Annotated in this window: 23 protein-coding genes; 22 read left to right on the top strand and 1 reads right to left on the bottom strand. The window is 45.1% G+C overall.

Going from position 1 to position 24525, the window contains the following annotated elements; all coding sequences use genetic code 11:
* Window positions 1-10 precede the first annotated feature (10 nt).
* The 5 genes from SLU01_RS06425 to SLU01_RS06405 all read left to right on the top strand — a co-directional run bounded on the left by SLU01_RS06425 (window position 11) and on the right by SLU01_RS06405 (window position 4397).
* On the top strand, window positions 11-907 hold the full coding sequence (locus tag SLU01_RS06425; protein WP_147056461.1) for a 3-hydroxyacyl-CoA dehydrogenase: 897 nt from the start codon (window positions 11-13) through the stop codon (window positions 905-907).
* Window positions 908-1040: 133 nt separating this feature from the next.
* Window positions 1041-1286, top strand: coding sequence for a hypothetical protein (locus tag SLU01_RS06420; RefSeq protein WP_147056459.1), 246 nt, complete (start codon window positions 1041-1043; stop codon window positions 1284-1286).
* A 146-nt stretch (window positions 1287-1432) separates the two neighbouring features.
* Window positions 1433-3034, top strand: a complete 1602-nt coding sequence (locus SLU01_RS06415; RefSeq protein WP_147056457.1) for a gamma-glutamyltransferase family protein — start codon at window positions 1433-1435, stop codon at window positions 3032-3034.
* Window positions 3035-3149: 115 nt separating this feature from the next.
* Complete coding sequence (locus SLU01_RS06410) at window positions 3150-3440, top strand: hypothetical protein (protein WP_147056455.1); 291 nt, start codon at window positions 3150-3152, stop codon at window positions 3438-3440.
* A 252-nt stretch (window positions 3441-3692) separates the two neighbouring features.
* A complete protein-coding gene (locus SLU01_RS06405) occupies window positions 3693-4397 on the top strand; it encodes a gamma-glutamyl-gamma-aminobutyrate hydrolase family protein (protein ID WP_147056452.1) in 705 nt (234 codons plus the stop codon).
* A 60-nt stretch (window positions 4398-4457) separates the two neighbouring features.
* Here SLU01_RS06405 and SLU01_RS06400 read toward each other — a convergent pair whose 3' ends face one another.
* The gene (locus SLU01_RS06400) at window positions 4458-6431 is read right to left on the bottom strand and encodes a methyl-accepting chemotaxis protein (protein ID WP_147056451.1); all 1974 of its coding nucleotides are present in this window, start codon (window positions 6429-6431) and stop codon (window positions 4458-4460) included.
* Window positions 6432-6646: 215 nt separating this feature from the next.
* On the opposite strand from SLU01_RS06400, the gene flaG reads away from it, so the two are divergent.
* The 17 genes from flaG (at window position 6647) to SLU01_RS06310 (ending at window position 24511) form a co-directional block, all read left to right on the top strand.
* Window positions 6647-7018, top strand: coding sequence for a flagellar protein FlaG (flaG, locus tag SLU01_RS06395; protein WP_147056450.1), 372 nt, complete (start codon window positions 6647-6649; stop codon window positions 7016-7018).
* 16 nt (window positions 7019-7034) lie between these two features.
* Window positions 7035-8513 (top strand): flagellar hook-associated protein 2, encoded by a 1479-nt coding sequence (locus SLU01_RS06390; RefSeq protein ID WP_147056449.1) that lies wholly within the window; start codon window positions 7035-7037, stop codon window positions 8511-8513.
* 62 nt (window positions 8514-8575) lie between these two features.
* Complete coding sequence (gene fliS / locus SLU01_RS06385) at window positions 8576-8977, top strand: flagellar export chaperone FliS (protein WP_147056448.1); 402 nt, start codon at window positions 8576-8578, stop codon at window positions 8975-8977.
* Window positions 8917-9327, top strand: coding sequence for a flagellar protein FliT (gene fliT / locus SLU01_RS06380; RefSeq protein WP_147056446.1), 411 nt, complete (start codon window positions 8917-8919; stop codon window positions 9325-9327). The genes fliS and fliT overlap by 61 nt, the downstream gene beginning before the upstream one ends.
* Window positions 9328-9473: 146 nt before the next feature.
* Complete coding sequence (locus SLU01_RS06375) at window positions 9474-10955, top strand: methyl-accepting chemotaxis protein (protein WP_147056444.1); 1482 nt, start codon at window positions 9474-9476, stop codon at window positions 10953-10955.
* A 58-nt stretch (window positions 10956-11013) separates the two neighbouring features.
* Window positions 11014-11403 carry a PilZ domain-containing protein gene (locus SLU01_RS06370; RefSeq protein WP_170232612.1) on the top strand — a complete coding sequence of 130 codons (390 nt, stop codon included), beginning with the start codon at window positions 11014-11016 and terminating at the stop codon, window positions 11401-11403.
* A 127-nt stretch (window positions 11404-11530) separates the two neighbouring features.
* Complete coding sequence (gene hpf, locus SLU01_RS06365) at window positions 11531-12094, top strand: ribosome hibernation-promoting factor, HPF/YfiA family (RefSeq protein WP_147056440.1); 564 nt, start codon at window positions 11531-11533, stop codon at window positions 12092-12094.
* Between the two features lie 261 nt (window positions 12095-12355).
* The gene (secA, locus tag SLU01_RS06360) at window positions 12356-14863 is read left to right on the top strand and encodes a preprotein translocase subunit SecA (protein WP_147056438.1); all 2508 of its coding nucleotides are present in this window, start codon (window positions 12356-12358) and stop codon (window positions 14861-14863) included.
* A gap of 205 nt (window positions 14864-15068) precedes the next feature.
* Window positions 15069-16170, top strand: a protein-coding gene (gene prfB, locus SLU01_RS06355) for a peptide chain release factor 2 (protein WP_147056631.1) whose coding sequence is annotated in 2 segments (ribosomal slippage) — window positions 15069-15140 and window positions 15142-16170 — 1101 coding nt in all. Because the reading frame shifts where the segments join, the coding sequence is not laid out codon by codon here.
* A 244-nt stretch (window positions 16171-16414) separates the two neighbouring features.
* Entirely contained in the window at window positions 16415-16744 is a 330-nt protein-coding gene (gene cccB, locus SLU01_RS06350) for a cytochrome c551 (protein ID WP_147056436.1), read from the top strand.
* A 236-nt stretch (window positions 16745-16980) separates the two neighbouring features.
* Entirely contained in the window at window positions 16981-17667 is a 687-nt protein-coding gene (gene ftsE, locus SLU01_RS06340) for a cell division ATP-binding protein FtsE (protein ID WP_147056432.1), read from the top strand.
* Window positions 17657-18541 (top strand): permease-like cell division protein FtsX, encoded by an 885-nt coding sequence (gene ftsX / locus SLU01_RS06335; RefSeq protein WP_147056430.1) that lies wholly within the window; start codon window positions 17657-17659, stop codon window positions 18539-18541. The genes ftsE and ftsX overlap by 11 nt, the downstream gene beginning before the upstream one ends.
* A 101-nt stretch (window positions 18542-18642) precedes the next feature.
* A complete protein-coding gene (locus SLU01_RS06330) occupies window positions 18643-19929 on the top strand; it encodes a murein hydrolase activator EnvC family protein (RefSeq protein ID WP_246110902.1) in 1287 nt (428 codons plus the stop codon).
* A gap of 476 nt (window positions 19930-20405) precedes the next feature.
* Entirely contained in the window at window positions 20406-21062 is a 657-nt protein-coding gene (locus tag SLU01_RS06325; RefSeq protein WP_147056428.1) for a hypothetical protein, read from the top strand.
* On the top strand, window positions 21055-21648 hold the full coding sequence (locus SLU01_RS06320; protein WP_147056426.1) for a peroxiredoxin family protein: 594 nt from the start codon (window positions 21055-21057) through the stop codon (window positions 21646-21648). The genes SLU01_RS06325 and SLU01_RS06320 overlap by 8 nt, the downstream gene beginning before the upstream one ends.
* Before the next feature lie 71 nt (window positions 21649-21719).
* Complete coding sequence (locus SLU01_RS06315; RefSeq protein ID WP_147056424.1) at window positions 21720-23162, top strand: S41 family peptidase; 1443 nt, start codon at window positions 21720-21722, stop codon at window positions 23160-23162.
* Between the two features lie 179 nt (window positions 23163-23341).
* A complete protein-coding gene (locus SLU01_RS06310; RefSeq protein WP_147056422.1) occupies window positions 23342-24511 on the top strand; it encodes a PDZ domain-containing protein in 1170 nt (389 codons plus the stop codon).
* Window positions 24512-24525: the final 14 nt, after the last annotated feature.

The following is a 24525-nucleotide window of genomic DNA, read 5'->3' as shown; positions in this document are numbered from 1 at the left end:
GCAGATAATGATGGAATTCAAAAATGTCACGGTGGCAGGAAGCGGCGTTTTAGGCAGCCAAATCGCTTATCAGACAGCATTTAAAGGCTTCAATGTTTCGGTTTATGATATTAATGACGAGGCGTTGAATAAGGCGAAAGAACGAATTACGAAGTTGAAAGAGGTTTATAAGGCGGATATGAGCGCGACAGACGCAGATGTAGATTCGGCATTTGGACGAATTTCATTCAATAGCGATCTTGCAAAGGCTGTTGAAAACGCGGATCTTGTGATTGAAGCGATTCCTGAAGTTGTCAGCATTAAAACCGATTTTTACGAGAAATTAGGACAAGTTGCACCTGAAAAAACAGTGTTCGCTACGAACTCATCGACTTTATTGCCAAGTCAGTTCGCTGAAGCAACAGGACGTCCTGCGAAGTTTTTAGCACTTCACTTTGCAAATGAAATTTGGAAAAACAACACAGCTGAAGTGATGAAACATCCGGGAACGGACGAATCAGTGTTCAACGAAGTCATTGAATTTGCAAAAGCGATTGGCATGGTAGCATTGCCATTGCATAAAGAGCAGCCAGGCTATATTTTGAACTCACTTCTAGTGCCATTTTTGGATGCTGGACAGACGTTGCTCGCAAGGGAAATCGCTGATGTCGAAACGATCGACAAAACATGGATGATCGGGACAGGGGCACCTTTAGGCCCATTCGCTATTTTGGACGTTGTCGGCGTAACGACTGCCTACAATATCGTATCAGCAAAAGCTCAAGCGACCGGTAACCCGGAAGCCCAGAAAGTAGCTGATCTCTTGAAAGAAGAATATATCGATAAAGGAAAGCTTGGCCGGGAAACAGGCGAAGGTTTCTATAAATATCCAAACCCTGCTTTTGCACAACCAGACTTTTTAAAATAAGAAGATCACATAGAAGGGACGGCTTTTTTAGCCGTCCTTTTTTGTCGATTTATAGAGGATTGTCATCAGATTTCGTGTTATGATGGATAGACAGAAAAGACGTCCGTAAATTGAGAAGAGGGAGCTGAAGAAAATGAGTTCATCCGTAAGCCAAGAAGCGATCTTACAAGCGATTTTGGAGCTATCTCACCAGTTGAAAGAAACAAAAACTGAGTTGAAAGAAGATATTCAAGAAGTGAAAGCTGATGTCAAGGTCTTAAAAGAAGATGTTAAACGACTAGAGGATAAAGTGGGAACAATCGATGCAAAATTTGAAGTTTTAAACTCATCACTTTTATCAACCCAAGCAGAAGTCCATCGTTTGAAAAAAGTTTTATAGTCTAGCTATTCTCAAAATCAATTCCGCAAAGATGCAATCTGTATCTGGCGGATTTTTTTTATTTCTAAATAAAAATCAATTATTCTAAAGTTTTAATCCACTTGTCGGAAAGTATCGTATAATAGAATAAAAACGGGGGAGTTTTCATGGATTATTTATACAACCCATCAACGACAACGCGCCACACTGTATTCGCACGAAAAGGAATGGTGGCGACATCGCAGCCACTGGCGTCTCAAGCGGGCATTGAAGTGATGCAGAAGGGCGGAAATGCAGTAGATGCAGCGATTGCGACGGCCGCAGCACTAACCGTCGTCGAGCCGACAACGAATGGAATCGGCGGCGATGCGTTCGCGATTGTTTGGATGAAAGATAAGCTGTACGGCTTGAATGCATCAGGACCTGCGCCGGAAGCATTGACGCTAGACGCGATGAAAGCGGCGGGGCACGAGAAAATTCCGACTTTCGGCTTCACACCGATTACAGTTCCAGGAGTCCCGGCAGCTTGGGCGGAGCTAGCGAAACGGTTCGGGAATCTGCCGTTGAGCGATTCGCTTGCGCCTGCGATCCGCTATGCAGAAGAAGGGTATCCACTCACGCCGATTTTGGGGAAGTATTGGAAAATCGCTTATAATCGATTCAAATCGCTCGATTCCGCTGAATTCGAGGAATGGTTCAAAACGTTTGCCCCGGACGGGCGGGCTCCTGAAATCGGAGAAATGTGGAAGTCTCCAGGACACGCGCAAACATTGCGGGCAATTGGTGATACGAATGCAGAGTCCTTCTACAGAGGGGAACTTGCGGATCGAATCGCTGCGCATGTTGCGGAAAACAACGGTTATTTACGGAAATCCGACCTTGAAAACTACAAAGCTGAATGGGTTGATCCGATTTCCACGAATTATAAAGGCTATGACGTATGGGAAATTCCGCCGAACGGGCAAGGGTTAGTGACGCTCATGGCGCTTAATATCTTCTCTGAAATGAATCCGGCAATTTCTGGTGACGTGCAGTCGCTGCATGAACAGATCGAGGCGATGAAACTTGCTTTCATTGACGGAAAAGCTTTCATTACAGAAGAAAAAGATATGCCGATTGACGTGGAACAATTGCTGTCGAAGGAATATGCGAAAAAGCGGGCGGCGGAAATTAAAGCGCGTGCAACAGTTCCCGAGCCGTACGAGCTGCCAAGAAGCGGAACAATCTATTTGGCGACTGCGGATGAAGAGGGCAATATGGTTTCATTCATCCAGTCGAATTATATGGGCTTCGGGTCTGGAGTCGTCGTACCTGGGACAGGCATCGCGATGCAAAACCGCGGTGTGGACTTTTCGCTAGATCCAACGCACCCAAACGTCTTGAAGCCAGGCAAACGTACATACAACACCATCATCCCTGGATTCTTGACGAAGGATGGACAAGCGGTCGGTCCGTTCGGCATCATGGGTGGATTCATGCAGCCGCAAGGCCATTTTCAAGTCGTCGTCAACACGGTCGACTATCATCTGAATCCACAGGCGACGCTTGACGCACCGCGTTGGCAATGGATTGAAGGGAATAAAGTGACTGTTGAACCGAACTTCCCGAACCATATCGCCCAGGCGCTAACTCGGTTAGGGCATCAAATCGTTCCGACTTTGGACGGTGGTTCTTTCGGGCGAGGCCAAATCATTTGGCGTGACCCGGAAACGGGCGTCCTATCAGGAGGGACTGAAGCGCGGACGGATGGATCGATTGCGGTTTGGTGATGAATAGATTTATACCTTATATTGTATATCCGTTTTTGATGAAGAAAATGTTATGATAAATAATAACGAACAACTGAGATTGAACAAATAGATACTATAAGAAAGGAGGATTATCTTGAGTAATGAATTGAAAGAAATGTTGCAGTCTGTTATTCACGAAGCAATTCAACCATTGTATGAGCGGTTCGACAAACTTGAAGCGTTTACGAGAAGTAAATTTGCCGAAGTGGATACAAAATTGGATTCCATTTCCGCACAAGTTGCTGCGAATATTGAGAGTATCGTTGAAATTAAAGAGCAACTTGCAACGTTTAAAGAATCCGCTGTTCCAACTAAATCTGTCATTGCCCAAGTAGACGCACTAACATTAGATGTGAAAGTTTTAAAGAAAGCGATTGCAAATTAGTAATGAAACAAAACACCTCCTACCCGGTTTCCGAGTGAAACTGAGCAGGAGGTGTTTTCATTTTAATTATATTTCCTTGTAGGTCAAAGGTCATAAAATGACAATATAACTCGGGAAATGATCGATACCCGCAGAGCCCCCTCAGAACCTAATTTACAATTCGAAATAAAATGATTACAATAGTAAGTAACAACCTTGGCGGGCAGTCTTCTTTGGAGGCTACCCGCCATTTTTGACAAAGGGGGAAATGGATTGAAGCCGATCATTGGGGTGACAACGGATGTAAATGATGCGGGGACGCAAACGCTTGGGTCTTCTTATATTGAGGCGATTGTTCGGGCCGGGGGAGTGCCGTTCATTGTGCCGACTGGGATTGACGAAGACGTTCAACGGGTGGCGAGTGTGCTTGACGGGTTGGTGTTGACGGGTGGGGAGGATGTGGATCCGGTTCATTTCGGGGAGGATCCGCATCCGCAACTTGGGAAGGTGACACCAGAACGGGATTCGGCAGAGTTGCTGCTTGCAAGGCAGATGCTGAATGCGAATAAGCCGCTTTTAGGAATTTGCCGCGGCATGCAGTTGTTGAATGTTGTGTTTGGCGGTGGAGTTTATCAAGACATGACCGCGCAGTATGAAAAACCGTTAGTGCAGCATAAGCAGTTGTCGAAGAGACGTTACGCAGCGCATGATGTGAAAGTCGAGCCGAAGACAAAGCTGCAAGCGATTGCGGGGAAGGATTTGATTCGGGTGAATTCATTCCACCATCAAGCTGTGAAGGATGTCGCGAGGCCGCTCATCGCTTCGGCAGCGGCGAATGATGGCATCATAGAGGCTGTGGAAAGCACGGAGCATACATTTGTCATTGGCGTGCAATGGCATCCGGAGGAGTTGGCGAAGAATGGTGATGCAATGTCGCTGCGGGTCTTCGAGTCGTTTGTAAATGCTTGCGGGAAGTGATTTAGTTTTAATAAACAAAAAAGCATGTGAAGAAAATCTTCTCCACATGCTTTTGTATGATTAAATCTTGAAATGCTCGACAGCGGCGCTTAGTTCTTCGCTAAGCCTCGTCAAGATTTCAGCTGAATTCGCTACCGATTGAATTGCGTGTAGTTGTTCGTCGGTCGAAGCACTCACTTCTTCGCAAGCCGCGGCAGTTTCTTCTGATGTAGCTGCCATCGTTTGGATTGTTTGCGCCACTTCATCCTTATACGTAGCGACCCGTTCGATTTCGCCTGTCACTTCTTCAATGGCGATTTGCATGTCATCCATAAGAGAGGAAATTGTGCCAAACGCCATTTCAGTCTCCTGAACGACAGAGCTCTGATGGTTGAAATTCTGGATTGTCGTGTTCATATTCTCGGTGACGATGGTAGATTCCATCTGGAGTTCTTGGACAGTTGCTTTTACTTCATCCGTTGACCGGGCGGATTGTTCTGCGAGTTTCCGAACTTCTTCCGCTACGACGGCGAAGCCTTTCCCATGTTCGCCGGCACGAGCCGCTTCGATACTTGCATTTAACGCGAGCAAGTTCGTTTGCGCGGAGATTTCTGTGATTGTTTCCATTACTCCGCCGATCGCTTTCACTTTTTCACTTAACGTGCCGATTACATTCGCCATTGATTGCAAATCGGTTTGCCAATTGGTGAAGGAAGATTTCATTTCATTCATCCGGCCTCGACCTTCCGTATTCATCGCTCCTGTATTTCTAGCGATGTCATTCATCACTTCTGCTTTTTCGATGATTTTTTCGATTTGCGACCCTAAACGCTCGGCTCTCTCCGATACCAGTTCAGCATCTTCTGCCGATTTCGAGGCACCTTTTGCAATTTCAGCGACGGCAAAAGCAACTTCCGTACTGGATGCGCTCGTTTCTTCCGCCACTGCACTTAATGATTCGGAATTCATCATGACATTTTTGGCAGACTCATGAACCGTCGTTATAATGGCGTTCGTGTGATCGATCATCGTATTAAAATGCAGTCCTAAGTCCCCGATCTCGTCCTTTGTTTTAATTTCCGTGCGAACGGTTAAATCTCCATGTGAAACAGTATTCATCATATCTTTAATCGAACGGATCGGCTTTACAATTCGATTGATGATGAAATAAAGTGCAATAATGATCGCTATAACCATAACGGCTGAAACAATCAGCATGGACGTACGCAATTCACTCGCCAATGCATTAATATTCTTTTCTTCGTAAACTGCCCCGACCTTCCAATCTAACCCTGGTATCGTCGCGAAAATATTAAGTCTATCAATACCTGTGTCCAAGTCGGTGAATCGGACTTCGCCTGACTCGGAAGTATAAACTTCTTTCATATCTGGACGCTCTTTAACGTTTTCACCACGCAAGGTCGGATGCACGATGACATTTCCTTCACTGTCGAGCACATAAGGGATGCCTTCATGACCGAGTTCATTGTTGGCGATCATATCATTTAAAACAGAAAGCTTAATATCAAAGCCGACGACCCCAACGACAATGCCATTTGAAAGAACGGCTTTCGAGGCAGTGACGACTAGTTCATTGCTCGATGCATCTTCATATGGCTGTGACCAAATCACTTGATCCGTCGATTGTGTCGCGTCTTTATACCAATCCCGAATTGTGGGATCAAAATCACTCCCGACCTTCATAGACGGATAAGCTATAAATTCCTTGTTCGGTAATGCGTAATAAATCGAAAATGCTTCTGAATAGATGGAAAGGAATTGTTGCATCGTATCGCGCATTTCACTGGAATTGAACGCTTCATCATTTCGTAAAGTATTCGTCGACGCTAAATACTCAATCCCTTTTCCGTATTGACCGAAGAAGTTTTCAACAGCATTGCTCATCCCATTGACTAGCGCTTCGCTCGATTGAATTACGCTGTCTTGGGTTTTTACTTTCACCTGGTAATTATTGCTGACAGTAATTGCAGATATACCGATGAGGAATAGGGCAATGACCGTCGTTATGATCTTTGTTTTAATGGATTTGAACACAGCTGTTCATCCCTCTCTTTGTTGTATAATAAATCACTAGTTTATTTTCGGCATAAAAACACTACACTTTATAGAGAAACTAAGGAAATAATTGGGAGGGTGGAGAAGGTAACGCTTTTTTATTGCCGATTTTCCAAACTACATACTCAACTTTTTCGGGAGTCAGCCGATATTAAAGGTAATGAATTTCTTAATTACAGGGAGGTTTGGGATGTATGGTTGGACGAATTGGGGGAGGAACTGTCACACAGCAAGTCGGAGCAAAGGTAGAAAGCGCAGCGCCGGACACGGGGGGAACGGTAGCGGAAGTACAAGCGATTTCAGCAAATGTCCAGCAACAATCGGCCGAAGAAAAACAACTACCGGTTGAAAAGGCGCAACAAATGACCGATAGTATGAATAAGTTCCTGGAGAGCGTCAACACACAATTACGTTTCAAAATGCACGATGAACTGAAAGAATACTATGTGACAATTGTTGACTCAAAAACAGACGAAGTAGTCCGAGAGATTCCTTCGAAAAAGCTTATGGATATTTATGCAGCAATGAAGGAGTTTGTCGGATTGCTCATCGACCGTAAAATCTGAGGAGGTAGTAAAAACAATGCGAATTAGTGGATTAGCGACAGGCATGGATACAGAACAAATTATCAAGGATATGATGACAGCAAATCGTATCCCGTTGGATAAGATTACACAGAAGAAGCAGTATTTGGAATGGCAGTTGGATGATTATCGAGCAGTGAACCGTCAATTGTTTGATTTTAGCCAGAGTACGTTCAGCAACATGATTCTTTCGACGAATTTTCAGGCGAAGAATGTAAGTGTTTCATCGCCGGATCACGTGTCTATAAAGAATTTAACTTCTACAAGTGATTTCTCAGGAACCCTTGAAATTCATCAATTGGCGAAGAATGCTACTTTGCAAGGCGGAGAAATTACAATCGGCGGTAAGAAATTAACATCGGATGAAGTGAATACAACAAAATTATCAGCGCTTGAAGGAATTAAATCAACGGATGGTTTTGTTACTTTAAACGTATCGGTACCTGGTTCAGATAAAGCACAAGAAGTGAAGCTTTCTTTAGATGATTCAATTGGAGCGGCAATTACACAAATCAATCAAACTACAGGGTTGAGTGCCTTTTACGATGAATTCACGGGTAGTATTGCTATTTCAGCTAAACAAAGCGGATCAGGAACTTTGAAAATCGAAGGGGACCTTGCAGAAGCATTAAAGATCAATAAAGAATCTTCAAATGGGCAAAATGCAAGCTTCACTTATAACGGACTAAAAACAGAGCGTTCTTCAAACACATTCCAAATCAATGGTTTTGAAATAAACTTAAAACAAGTAACAGAGAGTGGTAAAACAATCACTTTCAACTCATCTCCCGACACCGACAAAATCTTTGATTCAGTCGTGAAATATGTTGACGAATATAATAAACTCATCGAAGATTTGAATAAACAAATCCGTGAACCAAAATATCGTGACTTCCAACCGCTTTCCGCTGAACAGAAAAAGGATATGAAAGAGAAAGAGATTGAGCTTTGGGAAGAAAAGGCGAAAAGTGGTACATTGCGTAATGACTCAGAAATTTCCACAATGCTTACAAAAATGCGAACTGCGATGATGGGTTCAGTGAACGGAATGTCTCTGAAGGATATTGGAATTACGACCTCATCTGCCTATTTGGAAAATGGTAAATTGGTTATCAATGAGGATGAATTGAAAAAAGCAATTGCTGAAGATCCGAATAAAGTTCACGAACTATTTGCAAATGATGCTAGTAAAGATGCGGATCCTACTAAAAATAATGGGCTGGCCCGACAATTACGTACGGCTGTTGATGAAGCTCAAAGTTCCATTGCAAAACGTGCTGGTAAAGTTGGCGCTGTTAATGACACCTTTACACTTGGTAAGACGTTGAACGAAATGAACAAACAAATCGAGCGTTTTGAAGACCGTTTAAAAATGACCGAAAATCGACTTTGGAAGCAATTCACGGCAATGGAAACCGCTATTCAGAGAGCAAATGCTCAGTCCGCAAGTCTTATGAGTGCACTTGGCGGGCAGTAAAAATAGCAAGTAAGAGGGAATCTGTTTTTCATGACAATCCCTTAAAAGGAGATATGCAACCTATGGCAATAAACAATCCATACGCAACGTACCAGAACAATTCGGTGAATACGTCGACGCCAGGCGAGTTGACGCTTATGTTATATAATGGTTGTTTGAAGTTTATTCAACAGGCGAAGAAGGCGATGGAGCAAGGGAATATCGAGGAGAAGAATACGGCGACGCAAAAGGCGCAGGCCATTGTGTCCGAACTAATGGTCACGTTGGACATGTCAGTGGAAGTTTCCGAAAATATGATGGTCCTTTATGATTTTGTCAATAATCGCCTGCTTGAAGGCAATATTAAAAATGACAGTGCGCTGTATGATGAGGCGGCTGGAATTATTACGGAGTTTCGCGATACGTGGAAGCAAGTGATTCAGATCAATCGCACGAAGCAGTACGCGAATACGGACGAAATATGATCCGGCCGGCGATGATCCGGTGGCAGGAAACGGCGCAGCAATTACTATCGGCAACGAGCCGTACCGGTGAAGAGCATCGGGATGCCGTCATTGAGGAAATCACTCGGCTTTTGGACGAGCGGGATTCCCTGCAGACAGAGATTGCTGCTCCCTTCACACCGGAAGAAGAAGAATTGGGGAAGGCGCTCGTTGCGCTTGAACAGCAGGTCGTAAAAGAACTTTCCGCTTTCATGAAGCTTATTCGTTCCGATATTACCGCGACTCAATCGAAGAAAGATCATATGAAAAATTACGTCAACCCGTATGGCAAAGTAGCGCGGGATGGAACATTTTACGATACAAAGCAATAAGCGGTCAATCAGGTGTTTTCTGGTTGGCTTTACTCCTAGCCCCGAGGTTCTTCGGGGCTATTTTTTTACATGGAACAAATTGACTATTCATGATACATTGAAAACATGGGAAATTGATTACCTGAATCGGTAAGGGGGAATGGGTAGTGAACACAGAGAATGTGGATAAGTTGATGCAAGAGCAATTTGCGAAGAAGAATTTCATATTATTTAGTACGCTCGGTGCTTCAAGCTTAATCGGCACGATTTTTTATTTTTTGACCGGGCAGGATGCGTTAAAGACGATCAGCATGACGGTCCCTTTATTGTCGTCCATCCTCTTCTTTTTATTATCGAAAAGATCCGCGGTTTTTGAAAAAGTATTTCCTTGGGTAATAATCGGGTTCACCTCGGCAGCAGCTATTTTCAACGGAATCGTCGGGGATCCTTCCATTGCGACTGCGGGAATCGCTTTTTTCATTGCTGGAATTGCAAGTGTTCATGTGTCGATGCGTATTATGTCGTACGGTTTTGGCTTATCGGTTGTAGTAATGCTCGTCTTTTTGATGAACTATCCTTACCAAGACCAGATTGCTTCAAGCAAAGGAAGTATTATCCTGCCACTGCTTCTCATGGGAATTGGGCTGCTGATCCAAATTAAGCAGACGAAGAAACTGGAGGCACGGGTGAATCGCTTCACGGCAGAACGAGAGGCGCAGGCGTTGGAAGAGGAACGGAAGCACAGTAGTTTGAATGACAATGTCGAGCAAGTGGCAGATGATTTAGTGTCAATTGGGCACACTGCGGAACGGCACCTTGCTTCGCAAAAAGAGTTGCTTGAAATTATGAACGCGATTGCGGCGGGCGTTGAGCGTGAGGCGGAACATATTGGCATGATTGCCGAAAACGCGGAACGGGCGCAAACGGACGTTGCCGACATGCGGGAAGAGACGAAGTCGATGTATGTGGAAGCTGCAGAATTGCGCACTGAGTCGGACGGAATTGTTGGGCTGATGCGCAATGTACGATCTGGTATGGAGGAAGTCGAGCAGCTGTTAGGCGAACTGAATGGCTCTTTCGGGTCGCTTACACAAAATATTGAACGGACAAACGGTTTGGCGAAATCGATTGCGGCAATTACGGAGCAGACGAATTTATTAGCCTTGAATGCGTCGATCGAAGCGGCTCGTGCTGGAAGTCATGGGAAAGGCTTTGCGGTCGTTGCTGAGGAGATCCGAAAGTTGGCGAATATGACAGCCGAAACTTTACTGGAGATCAATAGCAACTTGATGGATGTGAATGAAATGAACAGCCAATCGCAGCAAATATTGACGGCGAGCACCGGGAAATTGAAAGCACAAGGTGCAATGACGAGTGATGCAGAAAAGAAAATCGAGGGAATGCATGAAACATTGGGCGGGTTACATCAGAAGTTCGAACTGTTTGATTCGCAAATGAAGGTTGTTACAGAAGAGACTTCTGACATCGGTCATATGACTGGAACATTTGCGGATCTGCTGGCGCAATCAAGCGCATCGCTTGAAGAAGTGAATGCGACCGTGCATGCAACGGTCGCCGATAATGAGCAAATCGTCTCGACGCTTGACGGCACGATTCGACGGACAAAAGAGTTGGCTGAAGTTCGATAAATATTCTTACATTTGGTATACTAAATGTAAGGAATGTATGAAGAATGAGGTGAAGGAAATGCTGTACAAGCGCCATGAATATTTCAGGCATTCGTTTGGAACACCGCTTGAAGCAACGTTTCGAATATTGGTGGAAGGGTCCACAAATGAATCCAATCCAGGCAAATGCCTGTTGTTGGATATTAGCCCTGGCGGCTCGAAAATAATTTCAAGTTTCGATTTGCCTGTAGAGGGAATGAGTGGCTCTATACATCTAAAGCTTGAATTCACCTTATTTGAAACGCCGATCGATATTGATGGAAAGATTGCATGGAAAAAGCATACAGTCGATGGGTTCCAATATGGTATTGATTTTGTTGAAGATCCTTCCGTCGCCAAATTGATTGTCGATGAGCTGAAACTGCGCAGGCGAACTGAAATTGGCCCGACGGACGGGAAGAAAAGCTGAAAAACTCCATTGTGATGCATTTTCGTCACAAATCGACAAGATTTTAATTTTTCCTTCAAATAAAAGAAGGAGATTGAAATGGATATGTAGAAGTATATATTAACGGTTAATTAAAGGAGGAGTTCTTATGCTAGACTTTAACATCCGAGGGGAAAACATTGAGGTAACTCCAGCAATTCGTGAGTATGTCGAGAAGAGGATCCAAAAGGTAGAACGGTATTTCGCTGAGGATCCGGTTGCAACTGCAAATGTGAATTTGAAAGTGTATAATGACAAACAAACAAAAGTGGAAATTACAATCCCGATGAAAAATTTGACACTCCGCGCCGAAGAACGCCATGATGACATGTACGCAGCCATCGACTTGATCGGTGATAAGCTGGAACGTCAAATTCGAAAATACAAGACGAGAGTGAACCGGAAATTCCGTGAACGCGAAGGCGTCGCAGCCTTCCTGCAATCCGTTGAAAAAGATAAGAACAACAATGAAGATATGATTCAAGAAGAAACTGAGTTCTCTGTAGTCCGAACAAAGCAGTTCAACTTGAAGCCGATGGATCAGGAGGAAGCTATCCTCCAAATGAACATGCTCGGCCATAACTTCTACATTTTCACGGATTCTGAATCAGACGGTACAAACATCGTTTACAAGCGTAAAGACGGGAAGTACGGTTTGATTGAAACGAATTAAATAAGTCCTTTCAAACCCCTGGAGAAGTCTAGGGGTTTTTCAATGGTCACATGTTACTGGACGTTTGCAACGTTAAAAGCGTTTAAACGTCTTATTAAGTATTACGTTTGCATAAATGTGGGGGAGGATACGCCTTTTTCGTCTTTTATGCGTTTTTAATTTAATTATATAAATAAATCCCTTCTAAATGGCTCCGACTATTTGCACGGTGCTTTTTACAATGTTAAAATGGAGGGTGAACTTAATGAGGATGTGACTTATATGCTAGGCGTATTGAATAAAATGTTTGATCCGAATAAGAGAGATTTGAAACGACTAGAGAATATTGCAGATAGAGTTGAAGAATATGCAACGGAGATGGAACAGCTTTCCGACGAACAGCTGAAAGCGAAGACAGGTGAATTCCAAGAACGGATTGCGAACGGAGCATCAATTGAAGATATCCAGTCGGAAGCATTTGCTGTCGTCCGTGAAGCATCCCGGCGTGTTCTTGGCATGTATCCGTTCCGTGTACAAATTATGGGTGCTGCCGCGTTGAATGAAGGGAATATCGCGGAGATGAAGACTGGGGAAGGGAAGACGTTAACGTCGACGCTCTCGGTTTACTTGAATGCGCTTGAAGGAAAAGGCGTCCATGTCGTAACGGTGAACGAATACCTAGCGAGCCGTGATGCGAATGAGATGGGTGAGCTATTTGAATACCTTGGCTTGACGGTCGGTTTGAACTTGAACGACCTGTCGAAAGAAGAAAAGCGCGAAGCATACGCTGCTGACATTACGTATACAACGAACAATGAGTTAGGGTTCGACTACTTACGTGACAATATGGTGTTGTATGATGAGCATAAAGTGCAGCGGCCGCTCCATTATGCGGTCATTGACGAAGTTGACTCCATTTTGATCGATGAGGCGCGTACACCGTTGATCATTTCAGGACAAGCCGCAAAATCAGCGGAGCTTTACCGTTTGGCGAACCGTTTTGCGACGACGTTGAAAAAGGAAGAGGACTATTCCTACGATGAGTCGACGAAAGGTGTCGTGTTGACGGAATCTGGTGTCGATAAGGCGGAGAAAGCTTTTGGCATCGATAACCTGTTCGATTTGAAGCATGTGACATTAAACCATGCCATCAACCAATCGTTGAAGGCGCATGCAAGTATGCATATCGATGTCGATTACGTCGTCCAAGAGGGCGAAGTAATTATCGTCGATTCATTCACAGGCCGTCTTATGAAAGGCCGCCGTTACAGCGATGGCTTGCATCAGGCGATTGAGGCGAAGGAAGGCTTGGAAGTTCAGAATGAAACGATGACGCTCGCGACGATCACGTTCCAGAACTTCTTCCGTATGTATGACAAGCTTTCCGGAATGACAGGTACTGCGAAAACGGAAGAGGAAGAGTTCCGTAATATTTACAATATGAATGTCATCGCCATTCCGACGAATCGCCCGATTGCGCGGGATGATCGTCCGGATTTGATTTATTCATCAATGGATGGAAAATATAAAGCGGTTGCTGAAGACATCCGGGATCGTCATAAGTTGGGACAGCCTGTTCTTGTCGGTACGGTTGCGATTGAAACGTCTGAAATCATTTCGAACTTCCTGAAGAAGTATGGCATTCCGCATAATGTTTTGAATGCGAAAAACCATGGCCGTGAAGCGGAAATCATTTTGGAAGCGGGTCAAAAAGGCGCCGTTACAATTGCGACGAACATGGCGGGCCGTGGTACGGACATCAAGCTTGGCGAAGGCGTCCAAGAAGTTGGCGGATTAGCGGTCATCGGTACAGAGCGGCATGAATCCCGTCGTATCGATAATCAGCTGCGCGGACGTTCAGGCCGTCAAGGGGATCCAGGTGTGACACAGTTCTACCTTTCTCTTGAGGATGAATTGATGCGCCGTTTCGGTTCCGAGCAAATGAAAGGCATGATGACGAAGCTTGGAATGGACGATACAACGCCAATTCAGTCGAAAATGGTGTCTCGTTCCGTGGAATCTGCTCAAAAACGCGTTGAGGGGAATAACTTTGATTCCCGGAAACGTTTGCTTCAATACGATGATGTCTTGCGCCAGCAGCGTGAAATCATTTACAAAGAACGTAATGAAGTATTGGCGTCCGAAAATATTCGTGAAGTGCTTGAAGGCATGTTGACGAATGTCATCGACCGAGTAGTTGCAATGCATGCACCGGACGAAAAGGATACAGAATGGAACTTGAAAGGCCTTGAAGATTTCCTAGGCGCAAACCTTTTGCCGGAAGGCCGTTTAACTGCGGAAGATATGGATGGAAAATCTGCTGAAGATTTGACGGCATTGATTCACGATGCGGTCATTGAACGATATAATGAGAAGGAAGCTGAAATGTCGGAAGACCGGATGCGCGAATTCGAAAAAGTCGTCTTGCTCCGGGCAATCGATTCGAAGTGGACCGATCATATCGACGCGATGGACCAATTGCGTCACGGAATTCACTTGCGTGCGTACGGCCAGACGGATCCGCTTCGTGAGTACCAATCCGAAGGCTTTGCAATGTTCGAAGACATGGTCGCATCTATAGAAAATGATGCATCGAAATATGTCATGAAAGCTGAAATCCGCAACAACCTAGAGCGTGAGGAAGTTGCAAAAGGTCAGGCCGTCAACCCGAAAGAGGACGGAGAAAAAGTAACGAAAAAGCCAGTGCGCCGCGCGGTCAACATCGGTCGTAACGATCCTTGCCCATGCGGAAGCGGCAAAAAATACAAAAACTGTCACGGCAAAGCTTGATTGCTGAGGCAAAATCATGAGATACTAACTCCCATCAGTAAACGCCCGATGCGTTTGCTGATGGAAGTTTCGTTTTATGTTCATTACAAAGGATTGGTGCGAAAGGCAGCGAGGGAAGCGGCTGAAGCCGTGCCCGCGGAAAGCATCTGTCTGTAGCGGGAATCCTGTATCAAATTGAATTTACTTTCAGGAGGAAACAACTATGATGGAATTATCCGATGTTCGCAACGAACTCGACAAAACAGCTAAGAAATTAGCGGACTTTAGGGGGTCTCTTTGACTTAGAAAACAAAGAGGCACGTATACAAGAACTAGACGAAGTGATGCTCGAACCAGGCTTCTGGGATAATCAGGAATCTGCGCAAAAAGTCATTTCAGAATCAAACGCATTAAAAGATACAGTCGGCGAATTCAACGAACTGAACGACACTCAAGAAAATCTTGTAATGACATTGGAATTGCTTCGTGAAGAGGCTGATGAGGAATTACAGGAAGAATTGTTCAGCGAGCTAAAAGAGTTCAAGAAAAAAATGGAAGACTTCGACTTGCAAATGCTTTTAAGCGATGAATACGATAAAAACAATGCAGTCCTTGAAATTCACTCAGGCGCAGGCGGAACAGAATCCCAAGATTGGGCATCCATGCTGCTTCGCATGTACACGCGTTGGGCTGAGCAACAAGGCTTTAAAGTCGAAACGCTTGATTACCAAGCTGGCGATGAGGCGGGAGTAAAATCCGTCACGCTTTCAATCAAAGGGCATAATGCTTATGGCTATTTAAAAGCGGAAAAAGGCGTTCACCGTCTTGTCCGAATTTCTCCATTCGATTCTTCAGGCCGTCGTCATACATCATTCTCTTCGATTGAAGTAATGCCTGAGTTTGACGGAGATGTTGACATTGATTTGAAAATGGAAGATGTCAAAATCGATACGTACCGTTCAAGCGGTGCGGGTGGACAGCACGTCAACACGACTGATTCCGCCGTTCGTATGACACATATTCCAACAGGGGCAATCGTTACATGCCAAACGGAACGTTCGCAAATTAAAAACCGGGAACGCGCCATCAACTTGTTGAAAGCGAAAATTTATCAAATCAAGGTCGAAGAGGAAGAAGCAAGACTCCTTGAAATCCGCGGTGAACAAAAAGAAATCGGTTGGGGCAGCCAAATCCGTTCTTATGTGTTCCATCCGTATTCCATGGTGAAAGACCACCGCACGAACGAAGAAACAGGAAACGTTGGCGCGGTCATGGACGGAGAAATCGATCTATTTATCAACGCGTATTTGCGTTCGCGCATTGCTTGATTGATTTAAAAGAGTGCACTTCGGTGCGCTTTTTTTTATTTACCTTCCATCCCAAATCTGGAGGTTTGAAATCCGCGTTTACGTCTATAGTAAAGGATAAAGGTGAATAAGGGATTGTTGGTGTAAAACTTTCCAATTTGTCATCAATTTGATAAAAATGGACGACTCCCACCACAGTTTACGATCCCGATCCTTTGGTATACTAAGGGATGTAGCACAGCATTATATGACAGGAGGAAAAAGAATGAAAAACAAGCTTTTAGCAGTTATCTTTGGTGCAACGCTTGTACTTGGTGCGTGCGGCGGCGGAGACAAAGCGAGCGACAGCGGCACGGACGGCAGTACTGCTGGTGTAGACGCGGATAAAGTTTTCCAATCAAGCTGCGCAACTTGTCATGGTGGAAATCTTGAAGGACGTGGAAATGCTCCGGCATTGGCGAACATCGGATCCGAGCTGTCTGAAGATGAAATCCACGATATCATTGAAAACGGTACTTCGAACGGCATGCCTGGCGGTTTGATCCAAGGGGAAGAATTGGATGCAGTCGCAAAATGGTTGTCTGAAAAGAAATAAAGTGAATGAAAAGAACGCAATGGCTGAAACTGGCTGTTGCGTTCTTTTTTTCATTTACCACCCTCCGCCATTGGAAAAACCATCCTTCTTTATTGCCGAAGGATTACACTTTGAAACGATGGCAAAATATGTCGAACTAAATGAAACATATCTGTAATACTTAGCAAGCCTATGCATGTTATAATATGTTTGTCGGCAAAAAATAAGGAAAACAATATTATTCAGGTGGTTTTTACATGATTGTGATGAAAGATGTTTATAAGAAATACCCGAATGGGGTTGTTGCCGCAAATGGCATCAACGTCGAAATCGGTCGAGGCGAGTTTGTTTATGTCGTTGGACCGAGTGGAGCGGGGAAATCGACGTTCATCAAAATGATGTACCGAGAGGAAGCCCCGACAAAAGGTGACATATTCATTAATGGCATTAATCTTGCAACCTTGAGGAATAAGCGAGTTCCTTATTTAAGAAGGCAAATTGGCGTCGTCTTCCAAGACTTTAAACTACTTCCTAAATTGAATGTTTACGAGAATGTCGCATTTGCGCTAGAAGTAATCGAGGAATCACCGAAGCAAATCCGGAAAAAAGTAAATGATGTATTGGCGCTTGTCGGATTGACGCAAAAAGCGAGGATGTTCCCGAATGAATTATCGGGCGGAGAGCAGCAACGGGTATCCATTGCGCGTTCCATCGTCAACGTTCCGAAAGTTGTCATTGCGGACGAGCCTACTGGTAATTTGGATCCAGAAACATCTTGGGAAATCATGAAAATTTTTGAACAGATCAATGCGCGCGGCACGACAATCGTCATGGCCACGCATAATAAAGAGATTGTCAATACGATCAGACATCGTGTCATCGTTGTCGATGGCGGGATGATTACGAGAGATGAATATGAAGGGGTATACGGTTATGAAAGCTAGGACGATGGGGCGGCATCTCAGAGAAAGCCTGAAAAGCCTCGGCCGGAACAGCTGGATGACGTTCGCCTCTGTCAGTGCAGTTACGGTCACACTTCTGCTCGTCGGGGTGTTCATCGTTATCATGATGAACTTGAACCAATTGGCGGATAATCTTGAGAATGACGTTGAAATCAAAGTCATTACAGAGCCGGCAGCAGATGCCGAGGCAATCAAAATATTAGAGAAGCAAGTCCGGGAAACTCCCGGTGTAAGTGAAGTCATCCATGCGACAAAGGACGAAGAACTGGACAAGATGATCAAGTCCTTCGGGGATGAACTGAATCTTTATAAACAAAGCAACCCATTAGGGGACGCGTTTTATGTGAAAGCGAAAGATCCACACCAGACGGCCGAAATTGCAAAAGAAATCGGTACATATGACAATACGGATCAAGTCGTTTATGGTGAAGGGAAAATTGAGAAGCTGTTCAATGTGCTGAAAATGAGCAGAAACATTGGCATGGGGCTCATATTAGCATTATTGTTCACGGCAATGTTCTTAATCTCGAATACGATCCGTCTTACAATTGTTGCGAGAGGTCGAGAAATTGAGATTATGAAACTAGTTGGAGCAACTAATAGTTTCGTGCGGATTCCGTTCATATTAGAAGGTGTTTGGCTTGGTGTTCTCGGCTCCATCATTCCGATGGCTGTCATATCAATCTCGTATTATGAGTTGTATTCACAATGGGAGCCGCGTCTGCAAAACGAACTCTTCCAACTATTGAGTACGACGCCTTTCATCCTGCAAGTAAATGGGCTTCTGTTGTTCATGGGCGTATTTATCGGAGTTTGGGGCAGTTTCATGTCTGTACGCAAATTTCTTAGAGTCTAGTAGGCTGGATTATCGTTATAGGGACCTTGCTGCTGTCCCACACTCAGCCGAATCGTGATTGAATCAACCTGCAGCATAAGCTTAAAGGGGGAAATAAGAATTTGATTAAGCGCAGATGGATTTTAGCAAGCTTTGCGATTGTTTTCTTACTGACAACAGTTGTCGGTGAAACAGGAGTCTTGGCAAGCACATTAAGTGATTTGAAAAAAGAGCAAAAACAAACTGAACAGAAAAAACGTAATATCAAAGCAAATATGGATCAGAAGTCTAATGAAATTAAGACGAATGAGAATAGAATTGAAAAGATTTTAGGCCAGATTTCTGCTTTGAATAAAGAGATTGAAGAAACAAACGCAAACATTAATCGCGTCATTGATAAAATCAATAAAACAAATGAAGAAATCACTGAGTTGAAAGCATCGATTGCTGATCTTGAGAAGAAAATAGCAGAACGTGATGTCGTGCTCCGCGAACGTGTGCGGGCCATGCAAGTGAAGGGCGGAAATGTCAGCTATATCGATGTACTTCTCGGTGCCAACAGCTTTGCGGATTTCATTGACCGTTTTTCAGCTGTGTCAACGCTGATGGATGCAGACCGTGATATTATGCGAAAGCAACAGGAAGACATTGAGCAGCTTGAAACCGAAAAAGCGCTAGTTGAGAAGAAACTGGCTGAACTGGAAGAGAGCAAAGAAAAACTTGATCGTCTCAAAGAATCTCTCCTTTCCAAGAAAAAAGAGAAAAGCGGTCTGGTCGACGAATTGGAAGCCGAGCAGGAAAAGCTGAAGGTTGAAAAGGATGAATTAGAGGAAGAATACCACGAAACGATTGAAGTGGAAGCGGCGCTTGAAGAGAAAGTCATCGCCGAACAGAAACGGATGGCTGAACTTGCGCGTCAAGAGGAAGAGCGTAAACGGAAGGCAAGGGAAGCGGCAGCCGCAGCGAATCCGGGCAACTTGCCAAAAGTGTCAAACGGCTTCTGGACAAGACCTGCAAATGGGCGTTTATCTTCCCATTTCGGATGGCGAACACATCCAATCTTCAAGACGAAGCGCCAACACCGCGGAACTGATATCGCCGCGCCGATCGGAACTCCTGTCGTGGCAGCTGCAGATGGAGTCGTTTCATACGCGGGACAGATGGGCGGCTACGGGAATGTCATTATGATCACCCACTCGTCGGACGGCCAAATTTTGACAAGTGTGTACGGCCATCTTTCTAAGATAGGCGTGAGCACAGGACAGGTCGTCGACAAAGGAACACGTATCGCTGCCTCAGGCAACACGGGCAATTCGACCGGACCCCATCTCCATTTTGAAATTCACATCGGCAACTGGACTGCTTCAGGTCCAAGCGCTGTGAACCCATTAAGATACGTATCATTTTAAATGAAATCCGTCCTTTAAAGGGCGGATTTTTTTTGAGGTGAGATTGGTGTTGGGAGTGAAATGAGTATATATCGGTGGGAACTATAGAGAGCAGAGAAGAATGGACCTTGGCAGCGAAAGAATGGGCTTTTGTCGTAAAGAATGGACCTTTGTAAGAAATGAGAACATTTTGGGGCAGAGCGAGAACGCCGGCTGCAGGAATGAGAACACTTCGATGGTAAACGAGAACTTCACTAGCGGAAATGAGAACTCTTTCTGGCGAAACGAGAACTCCGGCGTCCAGAATGAGAACTCATCCGTGGCAAACGAGAACTCCGCGGCCGTTTAACGAGAACTCTTCAATAATCTTGTTTTATTAAATAACCCCACTTCACAAAAAGTTCCCTTTGATCCGTTAAAATGAAATCAATATGCTCGCAACTTAAGCCTTTTTCCTATACCATAGGTGGTATATAAGATAAAGGAGTTTTGTCGGGATGCCTGTAACGAATTTATTTTTGATTGGCAGTTTTACGGTGCCGTCCACTTGGATTGCGCTCATTGTCGCTTTCATTCTCGCATATATTGCTGTCCGGTTGAAATTCGGAAAGGTCCCTGCAGAACGGTACGGTGATGTTGTTTTTTATGTGATTATTATATGGAAATTGTCTGTGATCCTTACCGATTTTACGACGGTCATTCATTCACCGCTTGCGATTGTGTATTTCAACGGTGGGTTTGTCGGTTTCATACTTGGAATGGTGTTTGTCATAGGCAAGACATGGTATGATTGGAAAAAGGGGCGTCTGGGGATGGAAGTGCTTGCGATTTTATTCACAAGTGCAGTTCTCGTGCAGACGGTTTTCCAAGTGATGATGACCGTGTTGAATGAAGGAAGCTTATTCGTACGTATTGGTACAGCCGTCATTTTCATCGGTCTAGCAATTGTAGTGTGGGTGTATAACGGAAGATCCGTGGTTGCGCAATTTCCTTTGCTATTTATGGCGGCGCATATTTTTGTCGCATCCATTCAGCCGAAAGGGCTTATGAACCCATCGCTTTTCGTAACAATTTTAGTCAGTCTATTTTTTATAGCAATCTTCAGGAATCAATCAATGAATATCCAAACGGAACGGGGGAGCAGCATTGAATAAGAAAGTGATCGGTTATGTAATCGCCGCGCTGCTAATTGGCTCAATGGTGGCGATCATGGTCAACACGAATTTGAAGAAGGCGGAACCTATCGATAGTTCAGGCGTTCAAATTGATTCGGGAACAGAAGCTGAAGTGGAGACGGGGGAAGTCGGACTGGAACAGGGATACTTGCCCCCTGATTTCGAATTGACGACATTGAATGGTGAAACGCTAAAGCTATCCGATTTGCAAGGGAAAAAGGTCATTTTGAATTTCTGGGCGACGTGGTGTCCACCGTGCAAGGCGGAAATGCCTCATATGCAGAATTATTATCGGAACTCTGCAGAGAATGATAACGTTGAAATTGTCGCCGTCAATTTGACGACTGGAGAGAATAAGGGAGTGAAAGCTGTCCAAGAATTTGTTGACGCATACGAGTTAACATTCCCGATTCCCTTGGATGAATTGGGAGATGTCGGGGATTCGTATCAGGCATTTCAGATTCCGACGACATATATGCTAAACACGGATGGGACGATTGCCCATAAAATCATCGGACCGATGGATGAGTCGACGATGGAGGGGCTCGTTCAAGATCTTGATTGAGAAAAGACGGTTTTCTGTTGTCGTAACAGACCCACTTTGTTCATATAGTGAACGGAGGAGGGAAGGTATCGATGCGCAGAAGCCGTTTTTTTGTGTTCGCATTGTTAGCAGTAATAGCGACAGGTGTGTTTTTGGTATTGGACGGTTGCTCGGCGGATAAGGGAAAGAGTGCGGATCGGGCGATGAAAGAGGCGTTTCCGGTCATTAGTGAAGCTTATGGAGTCATCCAGGAAAATACGGTGTACCCGGTCGAAGGGGACAGGCTCATTGAAGGTGCCTTGCGCGGGATGGCGGATGTCATCGGCGATCCGTATTCGACGTATTTATCCGAGGAAGAAGCTGCTTCACATCGGGAGTCGCTTGCCGGTGAAAAGGTGGGAATCGGGGCGGAGATTACTCGATCAGGCGGAAAGTATATTATTGTCGCTCCCGTTAAAGGGTCACCAGCGGAAAAAGCGGGATTGCTGCCTTATGACGAAATCGTCCGGATCAACGGAGAGGCGCTTGGCGGGATGACACTTCAGGATGTCGTCAAGAAAATCCGCGGCAAGGAAGGGACGGCTGTGGAGATGACGATTTACAGGCCGGATCTGAATAAACACCTTGAACTGAAAGTGTTGCGGGACGTCATTCCTGTGAAAACCGTTTCAGCTGAATTGATGGAAAATCGGGGGAAGAAATTCGGTTACATAGCTTTGACGATGTTCGGCGATGAGACAGCTGCTGAGTGGAAAAAAGCGACCGATGCGATGATCAGCGGAGGTGCTGAAGCGCTTATTATTGATGTCCGCGGTAATCCGGGCGGGTATTTGCGTGCTGTTGAGAAAGTGGCGGGCAGTTTATTGCAGGATGATACGATTTACGCTTATATGCAAGATGCAAAAGGGCAATTGACACCACTTGTCGTAGAGCCTTCAGAAGAGTTTACCTTCGATGAGAAGCTGAAAAAATTGCCGGTTGTGTTGCTACAGGATAAAGGAAGCGCTTCTGCAAGCGAGGTGCTTAGCGGGGCATTGAAAGATTTACGCAGGGGATTCATCATCGGTCAAGTTAGTTTCGGCAAAGGGACCGTGCAAGATACGATGGAACTTTCTAATGGTGGTGAAATGAAGCTGTCGACTCATAAATGGCTCACGCCAAAAGAAACGTGGATTCATGGCAAAGGTGTTGAGGTCGACCTTGAATCGATCCAAGATAAGTTGTTCACCGAACATATTCGATTCTCGACAGATGTCTATGCGGCGGGCGATTACCATGAAGATATCGCTTATGGGCAACGTCTGTTGGCGGGGCTCGGCTATTCGCTCGATAGGGATGATGGCTATTTCGATGAATCGACGGCACTAGCTGTCCACGCATTCCGGGTCGATGCAGGAGTGTCCGCAGAAAGCATCATGGACCGTAAATTCTTCACTGCCCTCCAAGAGAAAGTAGAGAGCTATCGCAAAGACAAAGCAAACGACATCCAACTTCAAGTCGCAATTGGCTATATCCATCACTTACTGAGTGAATAAAAACGCGGTGCCTGCCACCCATTGAATTCAGAATCGTTCTGGTGCCTGTCACCCGTAGAATTCGGAATTGTTTAGGGGGCAGGCACCTGCTTTTTTTATTGATTGTCTCACACTGAAGACTATTCTTTTGATACAATAGAGAATAATCATGTTTTCGGGGATGGGATGGTGATGGGTTGATGGGTGAGCAAGTAATTTTAGATCTGTTAAAGGCGATTGCACTATTTTTCCTGAATCCAGTTTGGTTGATTGCTATTGTAGTAGCGGTCGGGTTGGGGTATTTCCGGGTGAAACGGGAAAGGCGCAGTTTCCTAGTCCGCCTGCATCCCGGTTTGACGGAGATGAAAAGGCTGCTTGCTGAATCGTGGTTGCCAGCTCTGATATTATCGGTGTTGCTGTCGGGGATCGGCTTGACGGTCGATATCGGATGGATCGTCTTATTCTCGGCGGCTGCCATTTTAGCGATGATTTCATTTTATTATCAAGCGACGTCACCGATTTATTTTGCGGCAATCGCATTTTTCGGCTTATATGCACTTCAGCAATTCGTTCCGGATTTTGCATTTCGTGGTTGGACTGTAGCCGATCTTGACTTGTTCGGCGACTTGGCATTGACGGTTCCTGTCATCGCTGGACTTTTCCTTATTGCAGAAGGAGTCCTTATTCGCCGCCACATCGCTCGCTATGCTTCACCTTTCTTAACGAATACAAACCGGGGGTTACGGGCAGCCGCCTTCAAAGCGAAACGGCTTTGGCTGTTGCCAATCGTTTTTCTTGTACCGGGTGACTTCATGTTGGCATTTACGCCGTATTGGCCTCAGTTGACATTGGGCGCTACTACTTTCAGCTTTTTGCCTGTTCCGATCATTATCGGCTTCTCGCAAATTGCGAGAGCGAGCTTCCCTGACGTCTTGTTCCCGAAAATCGGACAAGCTGTCATTACGATAGGCGCAATCGTTGTTGTTATCGGCGCTTTCGCTTGGTGGATGCCGATCTTAGGCTGGGCCGCTTTGCTGGTCGGAGTTATTGGAAGGGTGATGCTTTCCATCATCGTTGCTGTCCGTGAACGCAAAGGCGGTTTTGCTGCAGCTCCGAAACCAACAGGTGTTATCATTGCAGGAATTTTGCCTGAGTCTCCTGGCGACAAACTTGGTTTGCTGCCGGGTGAATGCATCCGTACTGTAAATGGCATCCAAGTGTCGAATGAAAAAGAATTGTACGACGCGATTCAAGTGAATGCGGCACATTGTCGTCTGCAAGTGATCGGCCGTGACGGAGAAGTACGCCTCATGCAACAGGTGCTGTATCGACATGATCATCATCGGTTAGGACTGCTCGTTGTCCGCTAAACCATTCGGAAGGT

The organism is Sporosarcina luteola, from assembly GCF_007991495.1.
Lineage (GTDB): Bacteria > Bacillota > Bacilli > Bacillales_A > Planococcaceae > Sporosarcina > Sporosarcina luteola.
The sequence above is the reverse complement of the archived record's forward strand: the minus strand, read 5'-3'. Positions and strand labels throughout refer to the sequence as shown.

Excerpts from the sequence above, each read along its gene's own strand:
- SLU01_RS06425 (WP_147056461.1), top strand. The coding sequence starts at position 11 with ATGGAATTCAAAAATGTCACGGTGGCAGGAAGCGGCGTTTTAGGCAGC.
- SLU01_RS06420 (WP_147056459.1), top strand. The coding sequence starts at position 1,041 with ATGAGTTCATCCGTAAGCCAAGAAGCGATCTTACAAGCGATTTTGGAG.
- SLU01_RS06415 (WP_147056457.1), top strand. The coding sequence starts at position 1,433 with ATGGATTATTTATACAACCCATCAACGACAACGCGCCACACTGTATTC.
- flaG (WP_147056450.1), top strand. The coding sequence starts at position 6,647 with ATGGTTGGACGAATTGGGGGAGGAACTGTCACACAGCAAGTCGGAGCA.
- SLU01_RS06390 (WP_147056449.1), top strand. The coding sequence starts at position 7,035 with ATGCGAATTAGTGGATTAGCGACAGGCATGGATACAGAACAAATTATC.
- fliS (WP_147056448.1), top strand. The coding sequence starts at position 8,576 with ATGGCAATAAACAATCCATACGCAACGTACCAGAACAATTCGGTGAAT.
- SLU01_RS06370 (WP_170232612.1), top strand. The coding sequence starts at position 11,014 with ATGCTGTACAAGCGCCATGAATATTTCAGGCATTCGTTTGGAACACCG.
- hpf (WP_147056440.1), top strand. The coding sequence starts at position 11,531 with ATGCTAGACTTTAACATCCGAGGGGAAAACATTGAGGTAACTCCAGCA.
- secA (WP_147056438.1), top strand. The coding sequence starts at position 12,356 with ATGCTAGGCGTATTGAATAAAATGTTTGATCCGAATAAGAGAGATTTG.
- cccB (WP_147056436.1), top strand. The coding sequence starts at position 16,415 with ATGAAAAACAAGCTTTTAGCAGTTATCTTTGGTGCAACGCTTGTACTT.
- ftsE (WP_147056432.1), top strand. The coding sequence starts at position 16,981 with ATGATTGTGATGAAAGATGTTTATAAGAAATACCCGAATGGGGTTGTT.
- ftsX (WP_147056430.1), top strand. The coding sequence starts at position 17,657 with ATGAAAGCTAGGACGATGGGGCGGCATCTCAGAGAAAGCCTGAAAAGC.
- SLU01_RS06325 (WP_147056428.1), top strand. The coding sequence starts at position 20,406 with ATGCCTGTAACGAATTTATTTTTGATTGGCAGTTTTACGGTGCCGTCC.
- SLU01_RS06315 (WP_147056424.1), top strand. The coding sequence starts at position 21,720 with ATGCGCAGAAGCCGTTTTTTTGTGTTCGCATTGTTAGCAGTAATAGCG.
- SLU01_RS06310 (WP_147056422.1), top strand. The coding sequence starts at position 23,342 with ATGGGTGAGCAAGTAATTTTAGATCTGTTAAAGGCGATTGCACTATTT.